Genomic DNA, 19,414 nt, shown 5'->3' with positions numbered 1-19,414 from the left:
TCTTAAAGCCAATGTTCGCGGGAACCGGAATATAAAGACAACGCCTGCCAAAGTCAATCCGACCCCGGGATACACCATGGCTTCAACGAGCGGCCATGCCGTCCCGTTTCACCCCGGTCCGCGCGAGGCCTCACTTGGACCGAGGGCCCTGGGGCCGGGCCAGACTCAGGGGCCCGTTTTTCCCTGAACGCGGGGTACCCCGCTACCGGCCAACGGCAACGGTCAATCGCCTCGCAGATCGTCGAAGAACCGCTTGACCGAATCCAGGAACGAGTGCTGTCGCGGCCGATGCTTCTTGGCCACGCCGTCGCCCTCGCCGCTGCCCAGTGAGCGCTCGAAGGCCTCGAGGAGCTCACGCTGCTCGTCGTTGAGCTTGACCGGCGTCTCGACATGGACGGTCACCAGCAGGTCGCCCTGCGTGCCGCCGCGCACCGGACGCACGCCCTTGCCGCGCAGCCGGAACACCTTGCCGGTCTGCGTCTCGGCCGGGATCTTGAGGCTCACCTTGCCATCGAGCGTCGGCACCTCGATCTCGCCACCCAGGGCGGCGGTCGTGAAGCTGATCGGCATGTCGCACAGCAGGTCCGCGTCGTCGCGGCGGAACAGCGGGTGCGGCTTGATATCGATCAGGATGTACAGATCGCCCGGAGGACCACCCTTCTCGCCCGGCGCACCCTCACCCGAATGGCGGATGCGATCGCCGGAGTCGACCCCGGCCGGGATCTTGACCGAAAGCGTCTTCTGCGTCTCGATGCGGCCTGTGCCACCACAGTCGGTGCAGGGGTCCTCGATCTTCTGACCCTCGCCGCCGCAGTCCGGGCAGGGCTGCTGGATGGAGAAGAAGCCCTGCTGGATGCGCACCGCGCCCTGACCACCACAGGTCGAACAGGTGGTCTTGCCGGTGCCCGGCTTGGCGCCGCTGCCATCACAAGTCTCGCAGGGCTCGGTGGTCGGGATGCGAATCTCGACGGTGGTGCCGCGCACGGCCTCCTCGAGCGAGAGCCTGAGGTTGTACTGCAGGTCGGCCCCACGCGAGGCACCGCCACGGGCTCGGCCGCCACCAAAGATGTCACCGAAGACGTCACCGAAGATATCGGCAAAGCCGGCACCTCCGCCGAAGCCGCCACCAAAGCCACCGGCACCCTGGCCATCGACCCCGGCATGACCGAACTGATCGTAGGCCGACCGCTTCTGCGGGTCGGAGAGCACCTCGTAGGCCTCCTTGGCCTCCTTGAAGAGGGTCTCGGCCTCCTCGTCGCCCGGATTGCGGTCCGGGTGATGCTTCATCGCCAGACGGCGGTAGGCCTTCTTCAGTTCGTCGGCCGAGGCATTCTTGCTGACCCCCAGCACCTCGTAGTAGTCACGTTTTGCCATGGTCGATCTCTAGGGCTGTCTTCGTTTTCGCCCGCCCGGCAACGCCGTACGGGACTGAATACGGTGACAGGCCGCACCACGAAAGTGGCCGACCCATCTTGGAAACTTGGGTGCCACGCGAACGAATCGCGAGGCACAAAAAATCATCCACCCCGAGGGGCGGATGATCCACTGGTCAGGATGTCGACGACTTATTTCTTGTCGTCGTCCTTGACCTCTTCGAACTCGGCGTCGACGACGTCGTCGTCCTTCTTCGCCTGCTCGCCACCGGCGGCCTGCTCGGCACCACCTTCCTGGCCGGCGCCCTGGGCCTTCTGCATCACCGTGGCGGAGGCCTGGGACAACGCCTCGATCTTGGCGTCAATGTCGGCCTTGTCGTCGCCCTTCATCGACTCGCGCAGCTCGGCGATCGCGTCCTCGACCGGCTTCTTGTCCTCGTCGGTCAGGGCATCACCGGCGTCGGTCATCGCCTTCTCGATGGTGTGGATGATGCCGTCGCCCTGGTTGCGCGCCTCGACCAGCTCCTTCTGCTTCTTGTCCTCGTCGGCATGCGCAGCGGCGTCCTGCACCATACGCTCGACTTCTTCCTCGGACAGACCGGAGCTCGCCTTGATCTCGATCTTCTGCTCGCGACCCGTGCCCTTGTCCTTGGCCGAGACATTCAGGATGCCGTTGGCGTCGATATCGAGGGTCACCTCGATCTGCGGCTGACCGCGCGGTGCCGGCGGGATCTCGGTGAGATCGAAGCGGCCCAGCGACTTGTTGCCCGAGGCCATCTCGCGCTCACCCTGCAGCACGTGCACGGTCACCGCGGTCTGGTTGTCCTCGGCAGTCGAGAACGTCTGGCTCGCCTTGGTCGGGATGGTGGTGTTCTTCTCGATCAGCTTGGTCATCACGCCGCCCATCGTCTCGATACCGAGCGAGAGCGGGGTAACGTCAAGCAGCAGCACGTCGTTGACGCCGCCGGAGAGCACGCCGCCCTGGATCGCGGCACCGACGGCCACGGCCTCGTCCGGGTTGACGTCCTTGCGCGGGTCCTTGCCGAAGAACTCGGCGACCGTGTCGCGGACCTTCGGCATGCGGGTCTGGCCGCCGACCAGGATCACGTCGTCGATGTCGGAGGCCGATACGCCGGCATCCTTGAGCGCCATCTTGCACGGATCGATGGTGCGCTTGATCAGCTCCTCGACCAAGGATTCGAGCTTGGCACGCGTGATCTTGATGTTCATGTGCTTCGGACCGCTCTGATCCGCCGTGATGTACGGCAGGTTCACGTCGGTCTGCTCGGTCGAGGACAGCTCGATCTTGGCCTTCTCGGCGGCTTCCTTCAGACGCTGCATGGCCAGCGCGTCGTTGGAGAGATCTACGCCCTGCTCCTTCTTGAACTCGTCGACCAGGTGATCGATCAGGCGGTTGTCGAAGTCCTCGCCACCCAGGAAGGTGTCACCGTTGGTGGACATGACCTCGAACTGCTTCTCGCCGTCGATGTCGGCCACCTCGATGATCGACACGTCGAAGGTACCGCCACCCAGGTCGTAGACCGCGATCTTGCGATCGCCGCCTTCTTTCTTGTCCATGCCGTAGGCAAGCGCCGCCGCGGTCGGCTCGTTGATGATCCGCTTGACCTCGAGACCTGCAATCTGACCGGCGTCCTTGGTCGCCTGGCGCTGGTTGTCGTTGAAGTAGGCCGGCACGGTGATGACCGCCTCGGTGACTTCCTCGCCCAGGTACGCCTCGACGTCCTTCTTGATCTTCATCAGGATGCGGGCGGAAACCTCCGGCGGTGCCATCTTCTTGCCGTTGGCCTCGACCCAGGCATCGCCGTTTTCCGCCTTGATGATCTTGTAGGGCATCAGTTTGATGTCCTTCTGCACCGCATCTTCGTCGAAGCTGCGGCCGATCAGTCGCTTGACGGCGTACAGGGTGTTTTCCGGGTTGGTGACGGCCTGGCGCTTGGCCGGCTGACCGACCAGGATCTCGCCGTCATTGGTGTAGGCGACCACCGACGGGGTGGTGCGTGCGCCCTCGGCGTTCTCGATTACCTTGCCGGACTTGCCGTCCATGATGGCGACGCAGGAGTTGGTCGTCCCCAGGTCGATACCGATTACCTTACCCATAAATCATGTCTCCAGAGTTCTGTCGTGAATGCGAAATTCGGTTGGCGTGGCCCGCGGCCTCGAAGGCCACCGGACCCGCTCTTGTGCTTGGACTTGCGGGCGAGCCGTGATTTTTCAAGCCACCCGCGGAAAATCCGCCCTCGAACCCCTTACTTGGGCTTCGAAACCACCACCAGCGCCGGGCGCACGACGCGGTCCTTCAAGAGGTAGCCCTTCTGCATCACGTCGACGACGTGGTCCGGCTCGCCGTCGTGCGGCTGCAAGCTCATCGCCTGGTGGTGATCCGGGTTGAAGCGCTCGCCGATCGGATGGACGGCCTGAACGCCGAACTTCTCCAGGGTCTGGATCAGCATCTTGAGGGTCATCTCGTCCCCCTCCTTGATCTTCTCCAGCGTGGCGTTTTCCTTCTCGGTCGCCTGAATACCCAGTTCCAGCGAATCGACGACCGGCAAAAGCCCCTCGACGAAACGCTCCAGGGCGAACTTGCGGGCCGATTCGATATCTCGCTCGGCGCGGTGACGCACGTTCTGCATCTCCGCTGCGATACGCAGGAGCTCCTCTTCCTTCTCGGCCAGTTGCGCCTTGAGTTGCTCGACCTCGCTCTGCTCGCCGGCATCGCCCGCCTGAGCCTGAGCGCCGTCCTCGACGGGCTGCTCCGGCTGTTCCTGGTTCATGTCGTCGTGATCGACCGGCTTGTCCGTCATCGAAACTCTCCTGAAAAGCGGATGGAAATTGGCGCTGAAACCATTGGCTGAAAGCGGCAATGCCCCGGTCGCCGGGGCTGCCACTCCAAGTCAACGGCTTCGATTGATGCCCGGAGTCTTGGGGCATCCGTCATCTTTTCAAGGGGAAGGAGTCCGGCTTGGGGAACGACGATCTGGCTGGGGAGGCTTACTGGCGGGACAACGCGCTCGAGAGCAGGCGCGAGGTGACATCGACGATCGATATCACCCGGTCGTAGGGCATCCGTTTGGGACCGATCACGCCCAGCACGCCGACCACCTCGTCATCGACACCATAAGAGGCCCCCACCACGCCACATTCATCGAAGGTGGGCGAGCCGGACTCGCGGCCGATGAAAATCTTCACGCCCTGGGCGCGCTCGCACTGATCAAGTAGGGAGACTAGTTCGCGTTTCTCGGCAAAGGCATTGAATAGCCGCCGCATGCGATCGACATCGCCCAGCTCGTCGGTGCCCATCAGATTGACCTGGCCGGCCACGGCCACGCCAGCCTCGTCCTCGACCGCCTCGACGGCCGACTCGGCCAGGGTGATCGCCTCGGAGAGATTGCCCTCGATCTGCTCGCGCGTGCTCTTGAGTTCGGCCACCAGCGTCTCGCGTAGCCCCTGGATGGACTGGCCGTTGAGCCGCTCGTTGAGGAAGTTGGCGAACCGCGTCAGCTCGTCCTGACTGTAGGGCTTGTCGGGGTGGATGATGCGGTTCTGCACCCCACCGTCATTGGTGACCAGCACCATCAGCACCCTGCCGGGCGACAGCGAGACGAAGTCGATCTGGCGAAACAGGGCGCGGGCCCGCGACGGAATGGTAACCACGCCGGCGAACTGCGTCAGGCTCGAAAGCAGGTTGGAGGCGGTATCCGCCATCTGCTGCGGGTCATCCTCGGCCGCCTCGCGCAGGATGCGCTCCAGGCGACGGGCATCCACAGGCGCCTTGCCGGGCGCGGTCAGCAACGAATCGACAAACAGGCGATACGCGAGCTCAGTCGGCACACGTCCGGAGGAGGTATGCGGCGCACGCACCAACCCGAGGTCTTCGAGATCGGCCATCACGTTGCGCACCGTCGCCGGGCTGAGATTGAGATCGGACATGCGCGCGAGCGCACGCGACCCGATCGGCGCGCCCTCGTCGGTGTAGCGATCGATCAGTACCCGCAGCAGGGTCTGTGCCCGCTCGGGAAGTGCACTCCAGGCGTCAGTCATACGCGAACTTGAAAACCTCTGGCTTGTTGGCGGCAATCGCGCGGGTCCGCTCAAATGGGTTTCTAAACTAGCACTCGCCCAACCAGAGTGCCAAGCGCGCCGCGCGGCAGTCGGATTCAAACGCGGGTTCCTTTGCTAGACTGGGCCGACTTTCGCATCCCGCCGGCCGATCGCCGGCTCACGACGGACGCGACCTAACGGATTCGAGGATCACACCACGGCATGAACGCCTGGCTCATCTTGTTGGCCGCCGGCCTGTTGGAAATCGTCTGGGCAACCGGGCTGCGCTTTACCGACGGCTTCTCCCGCTTGGTGCCGTCGGTTGTGGTTCTGGTCATCGCCTGGGCCAGTTTCTACCTGCTTGCCCTGGCCATGCGCGAGATTCCCATGGGCACCGCCTATGCGATCTGGACGGGCATTGGCGCGACCGGCGTGGCGATCCTCGGCATCCTCTGGTTCAAGGAACCGGCCTCGCTCGCGCGACTGGGTTTCATCGCCATGATCGTGGTGGGCATCATCGGACTGAAGTGGTCCTCCGGCAATCATTGAGTCGTCAGGCAGAAAGAGCGCACACGCCATGAATCCTTCCTCCTCGTCAGCCAGCGAACAGCCGGACGGTGCCCCCGCCTTCTCGCGTCTGGGCATCATCATCAAGCCCAACGGTGGCGAGGCGCTGGCCGAGGTCTACCGCAACCTGGTCGAGGTCGCCGAAGCTCACGGCGTCGACTGGGCGCTGGAGGAAGACGCCGAAAACCCCGCCCCGTCGATCACGGCGGCGCGCTTTTCGCGCGACCGGATCGATCGCGACCTGATCGTGGTGATCGGCGGCGACGGCACCATGCTCAATGCCGCGCGTTCGCTGTGCCTGCACGACGTGCCGATCCTGGGCGTCAACCTCGGCCGCCTGGGCTTTCTCGCCGACGTCAGCCCGGGCGAGGTGCAGCGCCACCTCTCGGCCATTCTCAAAGGCCGTTACAGCGAGGAACGCCGATTTCTGCTGCAGGGCAGCCTGATGCGCAACGACACGCGCATCATGGAATCGGTCGCACTCAACGACATCACCTTCAAGATGCGTGACCCGGCCCGAATGGTCGAATTCGAGATGTGTATCGACGGCACCCTGGTCAACCAGCAGCGTTCCGACGGCGTGGTGGTCTGCACCCCGACCGGCTCGACGGCTTATGCACTATCGGCCGGTGGCCCGCTGATCGCCCCCGACCTGCACGCGGTCGGGATCGTCTCGATCTGCCCGCACACGCTGAGCTACCGACCGATCGTGGTCGACGCCCGTCACCAGATCGAGATCCGCCCGGTGGCCGGTTCGCGCGGCGGCGGCGTGGTCAGCTTCGACGGCCAGCTCAACCAGCCGCTGGAATGCGGCGACGTACTCGTCATATCAAAATACGAGCACGATATCCGCCTGATCCATCCGGCCGGTCACGACCATTACTCGCTGTTGCGTGACAAGCTCTGCTGGAGCGAGCAGAAGTTCTAGCCCGGATATTTCATGAAATCCACACGCCCTCGCTTGCCTCTTGTCCGTTCAAAGAATTTTCCTCAGTCGGCCGTAATCACCGATACGCCGCTCTTTCGGAAAATCCCTTGTACGATCAATATACTGCGCGATCATCGCGCGGCTTCATGAAACATCCGGGCTAACCGGGCAAAGGAATCCGCCTGACATGCTGACCACCCTCTCGATCCGCCAGATCGCCCTGATCGACCAGCTCGAGCTCGATTTCGCCGCCGGCATGACCGCGCTCACCGGCGAAACCGGGGCGGGTAAGTCGATCCTGATCGACGCGATCGGCTTGCTGCTGGGCGATCGGGCCAACATGAACCTGCTGCGCGCCGGTTGCGATCAGGGCGAGGTCTCCGGCGAGTTCCTGTTGCCGGTGGACAGCCCGGCGGCACACTGGCTCGAGGAACAGGAATTGGGCGAGGAACCGGAAGGCGAGAGGCTGCCGCTGATCGTGCGCCGGGTCCTGTCCCGTGACGGGCGCTCGAAGGCCTGGATCAACGGCCGCCCCGTGCCGGGGCAGACCCTCAAGGGCATCGGCCGGCACCTGATCGACATCCACGGTCAGCACCAGAACCAGCGATTGATGCAGGCGAAGACCCAGCTCGCCCTGCTCGATCATTTCTGCGACCTCAAGGGCCAGGTGGACAAACTCGGCCACCTGAGCCGGCAGATCCACAGCGATGAGGCCCAGCTCGCCAATCACCAGGCCGAGCAGGCCTCGCGGGCCGACCGGCTCGCCTTCCTGGAATTCCAGCTCGAGGAGATCGAGCGCGTCGACCCGCAGCCCGACGAATTCAACCAGCTGCACGCCGAGCTCAAGCGCCTCTCGAGGCTCGACGAATGGCGGCAGGTACTGGCCGAGCAGATGGCCGCGCTATTCGACGAGGACGGCAACGCCCACGACCGCATCGGCGCGGCCGAACAGTCGCTCTCGCGGATTGCCGATCTCGACGAGGCGCTCGGCCCGGTGATCGAGACCCTGCAGTCCGCCGAGATCCAGATCGCCGAGGCGGTCGACACCCTGCGCGACCGGCTGGAATCCTCCGATGCCGACCCGGAACGCCTGGCCACGGTCGAGGCCCGACTCGATACCCTCCACGAACTGGCGCGCAAGCATCGCGTCGCCCCGGAGATGTTCGAGCAGCACGTGGCCGATCTGCGAGAGGAATACGAGCAACTCGAGCAGGCCGGCAGCACGCTGGGCGAGGTCGAGACTCGGCTGGCCGAGAACCGCGCCACCTACGACCGGCTGGCCGCCGAGGTCAGCAAGAAACGCGCAACCGGTGCGAAGAAGCTGGCCGAGCGCCTCAAGGCCTCGATTCGCGAACTGGGCATGCCCAACGGCGAATTCGAGGTGCAACTGACCCAGTCAAAGACACTGGCCGAACGACGCGGCGAGCGCGGCATCGACGAGGTGGTCTTCCTGATCAGCGCCAACCGCGGCCAGCCGGTCGCCCCGCTCGACCAGATCGCCTCGGGCGGCGAACTGGCACGCGTGAGCCTGGCCCTCAAGACGCTGACCGCCGGCGATGACCCGGTGGGCACCTTCATCTTCGACGAGGTCGATACCGGCATCGGTGGGGCCACTGCCGCGATCGTCGGGGCGCACCTGCGCGCACTGGGCGACTCGCGCCAGGTCCTGTGCGTCACCCACCTGCCGCAGGTCGCCGCGCATGGACACCACCAGGCACGGATCGAGAAGGACGAACAGGCCGACTCGACCCGCACCTGGGTGCGTGGTCTGGATGCCGACGAGCGCGTCGAGGAACTCGCGCGCATGCTAGGTGGGCGCGAGGTCACCGAGCAGACACGGGCACATGCCCGCGAGTTGTTGGCAAGCTCCGCCTGACCGCCTCCCCAGCCCGGCACGCTGGGAGCAAAACGCACGACGCCCGCCCGGAGAACCCGGGCGGGCGTCGTCATGTGGCAACCGCGAGTCGCTTACTTCTTGCCGGTCGCCTTGCGGCTGATGCCGTAGATCACCAGCGAGTAATCAGTCAGATCGAAGTCGAGCTGATCGGCGATCATGGCGATCCGCTCCTGGATGATCGGATCGTGGAATTCCTCGACCTGTCCGGTCTTCACGCACACCAGGTGATCGTGATCCCCCTTGGAGATCAGCTCGAACACGGCCTTGCCGCCCTCGAACTGGTGGCGCTTGAGAATGTCGGCCGTCTCGAACTGGGTCAGCACGCGGTAGACGGTCGCCAGGCCGATCTCTTCGCCGCGCGCGAGCAGTTCCTTGTAGACGTCCTCCGCGCTCATGTGCCAATCCGGGTTGGACTCGATGATCTCGAGGATTTTCACCCGTGGCAAGGTGACCTTCAGGCCGGCCTTCTTGAGTTCGCTGGAATCCAAAACTTCTACCCTCGATTGCGTGTGCTTGCGAGATTGTAACCGAAGATGCCGCGCGAACCGGAGCACCACGCGGATAATGAGAGGCGCACAGACCGGTAGGCTGGCATCACCCGTCAGACGGCGTATCATTGGGGCGCATTCGAATGCCCATCCAGACCATCAGGAACAGGTTTTCCAGGATCATGCAGCGCTCACTTCTTACGCTACCGCTCGTCGCCACCCTGCTAGCCGGCTGCTCGTCGGTCTACGTCCCCAGCTTCATCCAGGTCTACCAGCCGGATATCCAGCAGGGCAATATCTACGAGGAGGAGCAGATCGAGCGGTTGCGCGAGGGCATGCCCCAGTCCCAGGTGCGCTCGATCCTCGGCACGCCCAGCCTCAATGACATCTTCCATCAGGGCCAGCGTGATACCTACATCTATTACGACAAGCGCGGCAAAGAGGAAGCCTTCCGTCACACGCTGGTAATCGAATACGACTCGACCGGCCGCGTGGATGCCATCCGCCGTGACGGCATGGACCTGGCTGACGCGCCGTCGATGAACAGCGCCGAGCTGCCCGACGAGGCCGAGGCCGCCTCGCCGAGCAACACCCCGACGAGCTCGGCACCCGGCGCGGAGGGCGGCGACAGCCCCTACGATCTGGAAACGCAGGATGATGGTCAGCCCCTGCCACAGACGCCGCCACCCCAAGATCCGCTCTGATCAGGGACCAATAAAAGCCGTAGCCCGGTTTACCGGGCACCGGCAACAATTTCATGAACCGGCGCGAAGCCTACTCCGCCGGTTTTTTTGTGTCCGCCCACGCTTGATCCTGCTTGGACGACGCCGTTTTTCGCCCAGGCCGGGCTTCATCCTTCTTGGCCCCATCCTTCCGGGCGCCATCTTCTTGCGCGCGCTGACGGCGCGCAGCCTTGGGATCGGCAATCAGCGAGCGATAGATCTCGACGCGATCCCACTCGCGCAATGCCTGCGACAGCGGCGCGACCTTGGCAAATACGCCGACCTTCTGGTTCGACAGGTCGATCTCGGGAAAGCGTTCCAGAATGCCACTGAGGCGGATGGCCTCCTCGACGGTCGCCCCCTCTGCGACATCCACCTCGAGAATCAGCTGCACATCCGGGCGGGCGTAGGCCACCTCGACCTTCACGCCCCGTCACCCCCACCGGATGGCTCGCGCGGATAGACCTGAAAGGCGCGCTTGCGGAAGGCGCCGACGAGGTTCTTGACGATCTCGCGGAACACGGGACCGATCGCCCGTTCGAGCAGCCGGTTGGAGAACTCGAAGCGCATGTCGAGCGTTACCCGCGACCCGCCATCGGGCAGGTCCTCAAAGCCCCAGAAACCATCGAGGTGACGGAACGGTCCATCGACCAGCGTGACCACGATGCGCGAACCCGGCTCGTTGTGATTGCGGGTAACGAAGGTCTTGCGGATCGCGCCCTTCTTCAGGGTGATGCTGGCCTCGACCTCGTCACCCGATGCCTGCAGGATGCGCGTCTGCTCGCACCAGGGGAGAAAGTCGGGATAGGCGTCGATGTCGTTGACCAGCGCGTACATCTGCAGCGCGGAAAACGGCACATCGACCTGTCGCTCGATGGTGGTGCTCATACCGGGGAAGGTCCGCCGTTTGGAGTGCTCAAACCAGCATTCTAGCAAAGCCACCACGCCATCCGGGCGACGGCCGAATCAGCCGAACACGCCCAATCCGTTGAGGAACACCAGCGCCACACCCAGTGGGGCGACGATGGCCGCCAGCCACCACCACAAGCGGTAGCGCCAGCCCGTCAGCCCCAGCTCCTCGGCCGAGTCGGCCCGGGGCATCCGCCAAGCGGCGAAGAGCGCGATCAGCATGCCGCCGGCCGGCAGCAGGATGTTGGCGGTGGTGAATTCGAGCAGGCCGAAGACGTTCTTGCCGAACAGGGTGAGATCACCAAGCAGGTTGAACGACAGGGCCGCCAGCACCCCCAGCGACCAGGTCGCCACGCCCACGGCGATCGCCGAATGCAGCCGGCGGATGCCGAATCGCTCCCAGAGATAGGACACCGCCGGCTCGACCAGCGAGATGGCCGAGGTCCAGGCGGCGATCGACACCAGCACGAACAACACGATGGCGAGCCAGTAACCCCATTCCATCTGCCCCAGCGCCAATGGCAAGGTCTGGAAGATCAGACCGGCACCCTGCTCGGGGCTCATGCCGTTGGAGAACACGATCGGGAAGATCACCATGCCGGCCAGCAGCGCGATACCGGTGTCGAGCACGATGATCCAGATGCCGGCCTGCACGATCGAGGTGCCCCGCGGCATGTACGAGCCGTAGACCATGATCGCGCCCATGCCGAGACTCAGCGTGAAGAACGCGTGCCCGAGCGCGACCAGGAAGGTCTCGGCATTCACCCGGGAGAAATCCGGCGCGAACATGAACTCCATGGCGGGCGCGAACCCCGGGGTGCCGATGTTGTAGCCGAACAGCAGCACCAGGATCACGATCAGCAGCGGCATCATGATTCGCGTCGCCAGTTCCAACCCGCCACGCACGCCACGCGCCACCACCGCCACGGTCATCACCATGGCGACCGTGTGCCAGAACAGCAGGGTCCCCGGATTACCAACCAGGCCGTCGAACAGGCCCTTGATGGCCTCGGGCGAGGCCCCGACGAAGGCGCCATTGGCGGCCTTCTCGACATAGGACAAGGCCCAGCCCATGACCACCGAGTAGAAACTCAGGATGAGAAAGCCGGTGAGCACGCCCATCCAGCCGATCACCTGCCAGCCGCGACTGACGCCGGCCTGATCGGCGAGCTTGCCCATGCCGATGATCGGGTTTGAGCGCGCGCGACGCCCGAGCATCACTTCACTGATCAGGATCGGTGTCGCGACGATCAGCAGGCAGGCGAGATAGATCATCACGAACGCCCCGCCACCGTTGTCGCCCATGATGTAGGGAAACTTCCAGATATTGCCCAGGCCGACGGCCGAGCCCGCAGAGGCGAGGATGAAGGCCAGCCGGCCACTCCATTCCGGATGGTTCTCGAGATGCTGTGCGGACACCGGTCTTCCTCTTCGGTTTGGACGGGCAGGGTTCCTTGTCCCGGGAACCGGGCGAATCGCTGAAAACTACCACCATGGCGCCCCCGCGGCCAAGCAGCGCCACGGGGGCAGCGTAACTGTCGATGGACACCGGGAAGCCATACAGATCCTGCTAGAATGCGCGCATGAGCAAGAACAACAAGCCCACCACCGGCCAGTCCACCATCGCGCTGAACAAGAAGGCGAAATTCGACTTCTTTCTTGGCGATCGCATCGAGGCCGGATTGGTACTTGAGGGCTGGGAAGTCAAGGCCCTGCGCGCCGGCAAGGCCCAGATCGCCGACGCCCACGTCATCATCAAGGACGGCGAGGCCTGGTTACTGGGGGCGGTGATCACTCCGCTGCTCCAGGCCTCCAGCCACGTCCGCCCCGATCCGACCCGCACCCGCAAGCTGCTGTTGCACGAGCACGAGCTCGCGCGTCTGATCGGTCAGGTCGAGCGCAAAGGGTTCACGATCGTGCCCACCGCGATGTACTTCAAGCGCGGCATGGTCAAGCTTGAAATCGCCCTAGGCGAGGGCAAGAAGGCCCACGACAAGCGTGCCACCATCAAGGACCGCGACTGGGAGCGCGACAAGCAGCGCATCGTCCGCCACAGCATGTAGCGGACTTCTACACGATTCGATAACGTCTCTGCGAAACCGCCCCTACGGAGCGTAAGCCAGAAACGTCACCGAATCGTGCAGAGGCCCGCTGGCGGGGCAACAACCAATAGGCGCTCATTCCCCCTCGATCAGCACCTCGCGCACGAAGGGGATGGTCAGCCGGCGCTTGGCGATCATCGACTCGCGATCCAGCCGATCAAGCACCTCCAACAAGGTGCCGACGTCGCGCGGCAGATGGCCCAGCATCCACTGCGCGGTGCCATGCGGCATTTCCAGGCCCCGCGCCTGCGCTCGGGCTCGCAGCAATTCGATTTTCTCGCCGTCACCCGGCAGATGGACGGCCATTACCGCCCCCCAGGTGAGCCGCGAGGCGAGATCCGCCAACTTTACCGGCAGTTCGGTCGGCGGATGCGAGGCAGTCAACAGTAGTGGCACGCCGGCCTCGCGCGCCCGGTTGATCAGGTCGAACAGCATGAATTCTCCCTCGGCCTGGCCGATCACGGCGTCGACGTCGTCGATCACCGCCAGCGCGAAGGCCTCGATCTGCTCACTGGCCGCCGCCAGCTGCCCGCCGAGTTGGCGCAACGGCCAGTAGGCGGCAGGCCGCCCCATCGAACCGGCGTGGTAGCAGGCCGCCTGCGCCAGATGCGACTTGCCCGCCCCGGCCGGTCCGTGAATCAGCACCTGAGCCTCGCCGGCACCAGTCGCCTGCTTGGCCAGGGTCGCCTTGAGCAACAGGTTCTCGTTGCCGATGAACCCCTCGAAGCTCGTCGGGGTCACCAGGTCGAGCGCTAGCGGGATTTGTTGCATCCGGCTCAGTCCCCGGCCCTGTCATCGCCCGGGGGCAGTGCCCGCTCGTCGCCTCCGCGGTAATAACGGCTTTGCTGATAGGACTCCAGGGCGTGCTGACCCAGCACGATGAGTACCGCCGAGACCGGTAGCGCGAGCAGGATGCCGAAAAAGCCGAACAGCTGGCCACCGGCCATGACGGCAAAGATCACCGCCACCGGATGCAGGCCGATCTCGTTGCCGACGAAACGCGGCTGCCAGGCCACCGTCTCCAGCACCTGACCAATGCCGAACACGCCCAGCACCAGCAGCAGCGGCCATAGGCTGTCGGCTTGGATGTACATGGCGATCAGGGCCAGCAACACACCAATGATGGTGCCCAGGTACGGCACGAAGCTCACCAGCCCGGCAAACATGCCGATCGCCACACCGGTGTTCAGACCGATCAGGGTCAGGCCGATGGAGTAGGTCACCCCGTTGGCGATCATCACCGCCAGCTGACCGCGCAGGAAATTGCCCAGCATCCGATCGGACTCGCGCGCCAACCCGACCACCGTGCCGGCACGATGGCGCGGCAGCATCCGCTCGATGCGATCGACTACCCGCGGCCAGTCACGCAAGAGATAGAAGGCGATCACCGGAATCAGCAGCAGGTTCATCATCGCGACGAATACCGCGGTCCCCGTGGTCGAGACGTTCGACAACCCGTCAGCGAGCATCTTGCCGATGGTCTCGCCGTGCTTGACCAGCAGCTCACGCAACTGGCCGACATGCAATTCCACGCCGACGGTCTGGTTGACCCAGGGAATCACCCGTTGCTGAACGATGTCGAGCAACTGCGGGAATACCCGCACCAGACGAGCCGTCTGTTCGATCAGCACCGGGATCAAGGCAATCAGGCCGACGACCAACAGCAGCGCACCGACCAGAAAGATCAGTGACGTTCCCCAGGTTCGCGAGACGCCATGCTGGTCAAGCCGGGTCACCATCGGGTTGAACAGGTAGGCGATGATGAAACCGACCACAAAGGGACTCAGAATCGGCAACAGGAAATACGCCACCAGCAGCAGACCGGCCAGGCCGATCCCGATCATCCAGCGCGTCGTCGAGCTTCCCCTGGTCGTCATGTCGCTCATCCGTGTCAGATGCGCTCGATCCGCAGATCCAGCGCCTTGAGGTCCTCTTCGCGCGACGGACCGGCCAGCACGCCGACCGAGGCCGTTTCGGGCTTGAGATAGGTTTCCGCCACCCGCTTGAGGTCGTCCTGGGTGACATCGAGCACCCGGGCCCGGATCTCGCGCAGGTCGTCGGGCGTGCGCCCGTGCAGCGTGTCCATGAACGCCTTCTTCGCCTCGCCGGCCGGCGAGCCCGGCTTGTCGATCGAGGCGATCACACCAAAGATCGCCTCCTCGACGGTGCGGTCCTCGTGGGTATTGTCCACCACCCAGTCGACCGCGCGATCGAAGTCGTCGAGCGTCTCGCCCAGACGCGGATCGCGGTAGGAGAAGAAGCGGAAGCTGCCGGATTCGGCATCAAACCCGGCCCCGCCGCCGTAGGCGCCACCTTTTTCACGGATAGCCGTGTGCAGAAAGCCGTTGCGCATAAACCCACCCAGCACGGCCAGCGCGGCCGCGTCCGCGTGCTTGGGCGGCACGCAAGCATGCGCCTTGGCGCAGTAATTGACCGCGAGGTTACCGATCCAGGCCTCGCGCACCTGCGTCTCGTGATGCCCCAGCGCAAACGGCTGATCCGTCTGTCCCTGGTGCATGTGCGGGCGCAGGGCCTGGGCCATCTCGGGGAAATGGCGCTGCTCGGTGACCACGTTGTAGTGACGCAGCCCACCCTTGAGCTTCTCGTGCAGTCGCGCCAGCCGCTCGGCCAGGTCGTAGCGGGACTCGGCCTGCTCGAGGCCGTCGTCCATCGCCTTGATGCGACGCACGGCCGAGACCCCGGCGGTATCGTGACGCATGGCCGCGCGAGCCGACATGCCCGAGGTGGCCAACAGCATGGCGTGGACATGACCCCGACCGGAAACGCCCTGCTCGGTGCCGAAGCGCATCTGGCTGACCAGGTCACGAATGCGATCGATCTCGTCGAAGCGCGCGGCATCAAGATGCTGGTGGAACAGGTCGGCCATCGCATCGGCGTGGCGCACCAGCGCCTTGCCCGACAGCAGCCAGAAGCCACTGGTCCGGTGGACATCATCGATGCCGGCGCGCACCGAGGCGCTTGCTGAGAAACCGCCAGTCCTGGCAGTCACCGCCTCGGCCATGGCGACGTAGTCGCGATCACCCGCCCCCAGCTCGGTGAGCAGGCCGGCATAGACCGGCATCAGCTCGAGCTCGTCGCGATCCAGATGCGGCAGGTCGATCGCCAGCTGCAGGTAGCACAGGCCGTTGGTGCTGCGGTTGTACCAACGCTGGCTCGACGGCTGGTGGACGAACTGCTCGGGCTGCGGGATGTCGATGTCTTCAGGGATGTCCTCGCGGGTCACCGTCGGCAGCAGTGACAGGTCGCCCTCCTCGGCCTGGCGGTCGGCCAGCGCCTTGGCCTGATCGACGATGCGCTGCTTCTCGTCCGTGGTGAGCGTGTCCTGCATTGCCGCCAGCCGCGCCTTCTCCGCGGCCTGCTGGCGCGCGGACAGCTCGGTGTCCGGCTTCAATACCAGCCGCACGCGGTGCGGGTTGTCCAGCAGCAGCCGACGAACCAGGTTGGGGATGAACTGCGGGTCGGCGGCCTTGGCACGCAGACGCCCAAGAGCCGGCTCAAGATCGAGCAGATTGATGGGATCGCTGTCGTGGATCGCCGCCGGCAGCGCCTGGACGATCAGATGCAGACCGTAGGGAAAACCATCACCGGTCACTTCACGCTGCTCGAGCTCCAGCTGGTGGAGCACCGACTCGACCATGTCGGGGTCGACGCCCTTTTCCGCCACCTCGGTGAGCGTGTCGAGGATCAGCTTCTCCACGTCTTGCGCGCGGTCGGCCTCGCTACCCTCGAGCCCGGCGACGAACACCATCTGACGCTGCGAGTCTTCCAGGCCCAGCACCGGCGACGGCGCGGCGCCCAGATCGGTGGTCTCCAGCGCGCGCAGCAGCGGCGAGGCACTGTTTTCCAGCAGCACGCCTTCGAGCAGTTGTGCCTCGAGGCGAGCATCGAGATCGGCGCTCTCGTCGAGCATCCAGCCGACATTAACGTGGGTCTTCTCGGCGGTGTCGTCATCGTCGAGTGGGTAGATGTCCTCGACCTGTTTCGGGCCGGCAAAGATCGGCTGGAGCGGCACGGCCGAATCGGGGTCGATCTGCTCGAAACGCGCCAGCGCCCGTTCCTCGAACTCGCGTTGCAGCCGCCCGACCGGCTGGTTGCCGTAGGTCATGAAAACCGCATTCGACGGGTGATAGAAGCGCTTGTAGAACGCCACCATCTGCTCGTAGGTGAGATCCGGAATCCGCTCCGGATCACCACCCGAGTTGTGGTGATAGGTGGTGTCCGGGAACAGCTCGCGCGAGAGCGTCTGCCAGAGCACCGAGGTCGGGTCACTCATCGCGCCCTTCATCTCGTTGAACACCACGCCCTTGAAGGTCAGCGGGGTGGACGGATCGTCCCACTGCTCGAATTCGACCCGGTGGCCTTCCTGGCGAAAATCGAGCTCGTCGATGCGCGAGAAGAACGTCGCGTCGAGATAGACGTCGAGCAGGTTGTAGAAGTCCTTTTCGTTGCAGGAGGCGAACGGGTAGGCCGTCCAGTCGCTCGAGGTGAAGGCGTTCATGAAGGTGTTGAGCGACCGGCGGATCATCATGAAGAACGGGTCGCGCACCGGGAAGCGCTCCGAGCCGCACAGCGCGGTGTGCTCGAGGATGTGCGCCACGCCGGTGGAGTCCTCCGGCACCGTGCGCAGGCCGACCAGAAACACGTTCTGATCGTCGTCGGTGGCCAGGTGGTAGTGCCGGGCGCCGGTCTTGTCGTGCCGATACTCGTCGACGGTCAGGTTGAGCGCCTCGATGGGTACCGAGCGCACCAGGCTGAACGCGGGATGGTGGCCCTTGGCATGGGAACCGTTGGCTTCTGACATGATCGCGGATAACTCCGGGCTGTGCTGAATGAATCGAACGCGTGAGTGTAACGTACCTTAAGGAGCCTCTACGCGGATGCCATGCCACTCTGGCCGGTCGAGCCGTTCGTGATCAAGGCGCGTCGTCGCCGGCGTGCCGGTGGCCACGTCAAGGCGACGCAACGCCGGGCACGGGCGGCTCGACAGGCCCCGCAGGGCGCGCCTTGAGCCGGGCATCTGCTGTGTTGTCGTCCTTGAAAAGGGAACGGCCCTTCCGCGGCGGACGAACGCCTTGCATCTGCCCGGCTCAAGACGCGCAGAGCGGCATGACATCCGCGTAGAGGCTCCTTAACGCCCATGCATGCGGTTCGCCGACACCGACGAAAGGCGATAGAATGCCCGCCGCCGGGCACCCCGCCCGGCCGAGTCCCATCGCGGGTGTGGTGGAATTGGTAGACACAGCAGACTTAAAATCTGCAGGCCGAAAGGCCGTGCCGGTTCGAGTCCGGCCACCCGCACCAGATACCGCTCCGCTGGCCGTCCGGCCACCGGTCGTGGGCCGTCCCGCCCAATCCGGCGCGATCTTTCCTACAGTTGGGTCATCATTCACCACACCCACTTTTATCTTCCGGATCGAGCCCAGCCCATGAAGATCGCCATCCTGTCGCGCAACCCGAAGCTCTACTCCACCCGACGCCTGGTCGAGGCCGCCACCGAACGTGGCCACGAGGTGCGGGTGCTCGACGTGCTGCGCTGTTACATGAACATCACCTCGAACAAGCCCAAGGTGCACTACAAGGGCGAAACGCTCGACGACTTCGACGCGGTCATCCCGCGCATCGGGGCGTCGGTGACCTTCTATGGCGCCTCGGTGCTGCGCCAGTTCGAGATGTTGGGCACCTTCCCGCTCAACGAGTCCGTCGCGATCAGTCGCTCTCGCGACAAGCTGCGCTCGCTGCAACTGCTCTCGCGCAAGGGGATCGGCCTGCCGGTGACCGGCTTTGCCCACCGCCCCGACGACGTCGAGGACCTGATCAAGATGGTCGGCGGCGCGCCACTGGTCATCAAGTTGCTCGAAGGCACGCAGGGCATCGGCGTGGTACTGGCCGAAACCAAGCAGGCCGCGGAGAGCGTCATCGAAGCCTTCATGGGCATGAAAACCAACATTCTGGTTCAGGAATACATCAAGGAGGCCGGTGGCGCCGACATCCGTTGCTTCGTCATCGGCGACAAGGTGGTCGCCGCGATGAAGCGCCAGGGCAAGGAAGGCGAATTCCGCTCGAACCTGCACCGTGGCGGGTCGGCCAGCCTGATTCGCATCACCCCGGAGGAGCGCTCCACGGCCGTGCGCGCGGCCAAGACCATGGGGCTGAATGTCGCCGGCGTCGACCTGCTGCGCTCGAACCACGGACCGGTGGTCATGGAGGTCAATTCCTCGCCGGGGCTGGAGGGCATCGAGGCGGCCACCGGCAAGGACATCGCCGGGACACAGATCCAGTTCATCGAGAAAAAGCTGGCCGAGCGGCGCACCAAGCGCGGCCTGACCCGCACCCGCGGCCAGGGCTGAG

18 protein-coding genes and 1 tRNA gene are annotated in these 19,414 nt (G+C 64.6%); 8 read left to right on the top strand and 11 right to left on the bottom strand.

Annotated features, from left to right (window positions below; translation table 11 throughout):
• Positions 1-222: 222 nt before the first annotated feature.
• The 4 genes from dnaJ to hrcA all read right to left on the bottom strand — a co-directional run bounded on the left by dnaJ (position 223) and on the right by hrcA (position 5,432).
• Positions 223-1,374 (bottom strand): molecular chaperone DnaJ, encoded by a 1,152-nt coding sequence (dnaJ, locus tag D5687_RS03120; RefSeq protein ID WP_125198314.1) that lies wholly within the window; start codon positions 1,372-1,374, stop codon positions 223-225.
• Positions 1,375-1,565: 191 nt separating this feature from the next.
• Positions 1,566-3,491, bottom strand: coding sequence for a molecular chaperone DnaK (gene dnaK / locus D5687_RS03115; RefSeq protein WP_125198313.1), 1,926 nt, complete (start codon positions 3,489-3,491; stop codon positions 1,566-1,568).
• A 149-nt stretch (positions 3,492-3,640) separates the two neighbouring features.
• Positions 3,641-4,165 carry a nucleotide exchange factor GrpE gene (gene grpE / locus D5687_RS03110; RefSeq protein WP_370271299.1) on the bottom strand — a complete coding sequence of 175 codons (525 nt, stop codon included), beginning with the start codon at positions 4,163-4,165 and terminating at the stop codon, positions 3,641-3,643.
• A gap of 217 nt (positions 4,166-4,382) precedes the next feature.
• On the bottom strand, positions 4,383-5,432 hold the full coding sequence (gene hrcA / locus D5687_RS03105; protein WP_125198311.1) for a heat-inducible transcriptional repressor HrcA: 1,050 nt from the start codon (positions 5,430-5,432) through the stop codon (positions 4,383-4,385).
• A 222-nt stretch (positions 5,433-5,654) separates the two neighbouring features.
• Here hrcA and D5687_RS03100 point away from each other — a divergent pair, with 222 nt between their 5' ends.
• The 3 genes from D5687_RS03100 (at position 5,655) to recN (ending at position 8,803) form a co-directional block, all read left to right on the top strand.
• A complete protein-coding gene (locus D5687_RS03100; RefSeq protein WP_125198310.1) occupies positions 5,655-5,981 on the top strand; it encodes a multidrug efflux SMR transporter in 327 nt (108 codons plus the stop codon).
• 28 nt (positions 5,982-6,009) lie between these two features.
• Positions 6,010-6,927 carry an NAD(+)/NADH kinase gene (locus D5687_RS03095; RefSeq protein ID WP_125198309.1) on the top strand — a complete coding sequence of 306 codons (918 nt, stop codon included), beginning with the start codon at positions 6,010-6,012 and terminating at the stop codon, positions 6,925-6,927.
• Between the two features lie 187 nt (positions 6,928-7,114).
• Positions 7,115-8,803 (top strand): DNA repair protein RecN, encoded by a 1,689-nt coding sequence (gene recN, locus D5687_RS03090; RefSeq protein ID WP_125198308.1) that lies wholly within the window; start codon positions 7,115-7,117, stop codon positions 8,801-8,803.
• Between the two features lie 92 nt (positions 8,804-8,895).
• On the opposite strand, the gene fur is transcribed toward recN, so the two are convergent.
• Positions 8,896-9,312, bottom strand: a complete 417-nt coding sequence (fur, locus tag D5687_RS03085) for a ferric iron uptake transcriptional regulator (RefSeq protein ID WP_125198307.1) — start codon at positions 9,310-9,312, stop codon at positions 8,896-8,898.
• A 182-nt stretch (positions 9,313-9,494) separates the two neighbouring features.
• Between fur and D5687_RS03080 the strand changes: the two genes are divergently transcribed.
• Positions 9,495-10,016: an outer membrane protein assembly factor BamE gene (locus tag D5687_RS03080; protein ID WP_158611726.1), complete on the top strand. Its 522-nt coding sequence runs from the start codon at positions 9,495-9,497 to the stop codon at positions 10,014-10,016.
• Positions 10,017-10,086: 70 nt separating this feature from the next.
• Here D5687_RS03080 and D5687_RS03075 read toward each other — a convergent pair whose 3' ends face one another.
• From D5687_RS03075 to D5687_RS03065, 3 genes are all read right to left on the bottom strand, one after another.
• Positions 10,087-10,461 (bottom strand): RnfH family protein, encoded by a 375-nt coding sequence (locus D5687_RS03075; RefSeq protein WP_125198305.1) that lies wholly within the window; start codon positions 10,459-10,461, stop codon positions 10,087-10,089.
• Positions 10,458-10,922 carry a type II toxin-antitoxin system RatA family toxin gene (locus D5687_RS03070; RefSeq protein ID WP_125198304.1) on the bottom strand — a complete coding sequence of 155 codons (465 nt, stop codon included), beginning with the start codon at positions 10,920-10,922 and terminating at the stop codon, positions 10,458-10,460. Before D5687_RS03070 ends, D5687_RS03075 begins: the two co-directional genes overlap by 4 nt.
• Before the next feature lie 78 nt (positions 10,923-11,000).
• Complete coding sequence (locus tag D5687_RS03065; protein WP_192894150.1) at positions 11,001-12,362, bottom strand: sodium-dependent transporter; 1,362 nt, start codon at positions 12,360-12,362, stop codon at positions 11,001-11,003.
• 164 nt (positions 12,363-12,526) lie between these two features.
• Here D5687_RS03065 and smpB point away from each other — a divergent pair, with 164 nt between their 5' ends.
• Positions 12,527-13,006 carry an SsrA-binding protein SmpB gene (gene smpB, locus D5687_RS03060; protein WP_125198303.1) on the top strand — a complete coding sequence of 160 codons (480 nt, stop codon included), beginning with the start codon at positions 12,527-12,529 and terminating at the stop codon, positions 13,004-13,006.
• A gap of 114 nt (positions 13,007-13,120) precedes the next feature.
• Here the strand turns inward: smpB and hda are convergent, their stop codons facing one another.
• From hda to D5687_RS03045, 3 genes are read right to left on the bottom strand one after another with little or no spacing between them, the layout of a single operon-like run.
• Positions 13,121-13,816, bottom strand: a complete 696-nt coding sequence (hda, locus tag D5687_RS03055; RefSeq protein WP_125198302.1) for a DnaA regulatory inactivator Hda — start codon at positions 13,814-13,816, stop codon at positions 13,121-13,123.
• A gap of 5 nt (positions 13,817-13,821) precedes the next feature.
• Positions 13,822-14,922: an AI-2E family transporter gene (locus D5687_RS03050; RefSeq protein ID WP_158611725.1), complete on the bottom strand. Its 1,101-nt coding sequence runs from the start codon at positions 14,920-14,922 to the stop codon at positions 13,822-13,824.
• Positions 14,923-14,936: 14 nt separating this feature from the next.
• Positions 14,937-17,867, bottom strand: coding sequence for an insulinase family protein (locus D5687_RS03045; protein ID WP_125198300.1), 2,931 nt, complete (start codon positions 17,865-17,867; stop codon positions 14,937-14,939).
• A gap of 81 nt (positions 17,868-17,948) precedes the next feature.
• Between D5687_RS03045 and D5687_RS11470 the strand changes: the two genes are divergently transcribed.
• The 3 genes from D5687_RS11470 (at position 17,949) to rimK (ending at position 19,413) form a co-directional block, all read left to right on the top strand.
• Positions 17,949-18,074 (top strand): hypothetical protein, encoded by a 126-nt coding sequence (locus D5687_RS11470; RefSeq protein WP_255410294.1) that lies wholly within the window; start codon positions 17,949-17,951, stop codon positions 18,072-18,074.
• Between the two features lie 206 nt (positions 18,075-18,280).
• Positions 18,281-18,367 (top strand) — tRNA-Leu (locus D5687_RS03040).
• A 125-nt stretch (positions 18,368-18,492) separates the two neighbouring features.
• Positions 18,493-19,413, top strand: coding sequence for a 30S ribosomal protein S6--L-glutamate ligase (gene rimK / locus D5687_RS03035; protein WP_125198299.1), 921 nt, complete (start codon positions 18,493-18,495; stop codon positions 19,411-19,413).
• The last annotated feature ends 1 nt before the right edge of the window (position 19,414 follow it).

Origin of the sequence: Guyparkeria sp. SCN-R1 (assembly GCF_003932495.1) — a bacterium.
In the GTDB taxonomy this organism is placed as follows: Bacteria; Pseudomonadota; Gammaproteobacteria; order Halothiobacillales; family Halothiobacillaceae; genus Guyparkeria.
The sequence above is the reverse complement of the archived record's forward strand: the minus strand, read 5'-3'. Positions and strand labels throughout refer to the sequence as shown.

Coding starts and splice junctions, on each gene's coding strand:
- dnaJ (WP_125198314.1), bottom strand. CDS start 1,374: ATGGCAAAACGTGACTACTACGAGGTGCTGGGGGTCAGCAAGAATGCC.
- dnaK (WP_125198313.1), bottom strand. CDS start 3,491: ATGGGTAAGGTAATCGGTATCGACCTGGGGACGACCAACTCCTGCGTC.
- grpE (WP_370271299.1), bottom strand. CDS start 4,165: ATGAACCAGGAACAGCCGGAGCAGCCCGTCGAGGACGGCGCTCAGGCT.
- hrcA (WP_125198311.1), bottom strand. CDS start 5,432: ATGACTGACGCCTGGAGTGCACTTCCCGAGCGGGCACAGACCCTGCTG.
- D5687_RS03100 (WP_125198310.1), top strand. CDS start 5,655: ATGAACGCCTGGCTCATCTTGTTGGCCGCCGGCCTGTTGGAAATCGTC.
- D5687_RS03095 (WP_125198309.1), top strand. CDS start 6,010: ATGAATCCTTCCTCCTCGTCAGCCAGCGAACAGCCGGACGGTGCCCCC.
- recN (WP_125198308.1), top strand. CDS start 7,115: ATGCTGACCACCCTCTCGATCCGCCAGATCGCCCTGATCGACCAGCTC.
- D5687_RS03080 (WP_158611726.1), top strand. CDS start 9,495: ATGCAGCGCTCACTTCTTACGCTACCGCTCGTCGCCACCCTGCTAGCC.
- D5687_RS03070 (WP_125198304.1), bottom strand. CDS start 10,922: ATGAGCACCACCATCGAGCGACAGGTCGATGTGCCGTTTTCCGCGCTG.
- smpB (WP_125198303.1), top strand. CDS start 12,527: ATGAGCAAGAACAACAAGCCCACCACCGGCCAGTCCACCATCGCGCTG.
- hda (WP_125198302.1), bottom strand. CDS start 13,816: ATGCAACAAATCCCGCTAGCGCTCGACCTGGTGACCCCGACGAGCTTC.
- D5687_RS03050 (WP_158611725.1), bottom strand. CDS start 14,922: ATGACGACCAGGGGAAGCTCGACGACGCGCTGGATGATCGGGATCGGC.
- D5687_RS03045 (WP_125198300.1), bottom strand. CDS start 17,867: ATGTCAGAAGCCAACGGTTCCCATGCCAAGGGCCACCATCCCGCGTTC.
- D5687_RS11470 (WP_255410294.1), top strand. CDS start 17,949: ATGCCACTCTGGCCGGTCGAGCCGTTCGTGATCAAGGCGCGTCGTCGC.
- rimK (WP_125198299.1), top strand. CDS start 18,493: ATGAAGATCGCCATCCTGTCGCGCAACCCGAAGCTCTACTCCACCCGA.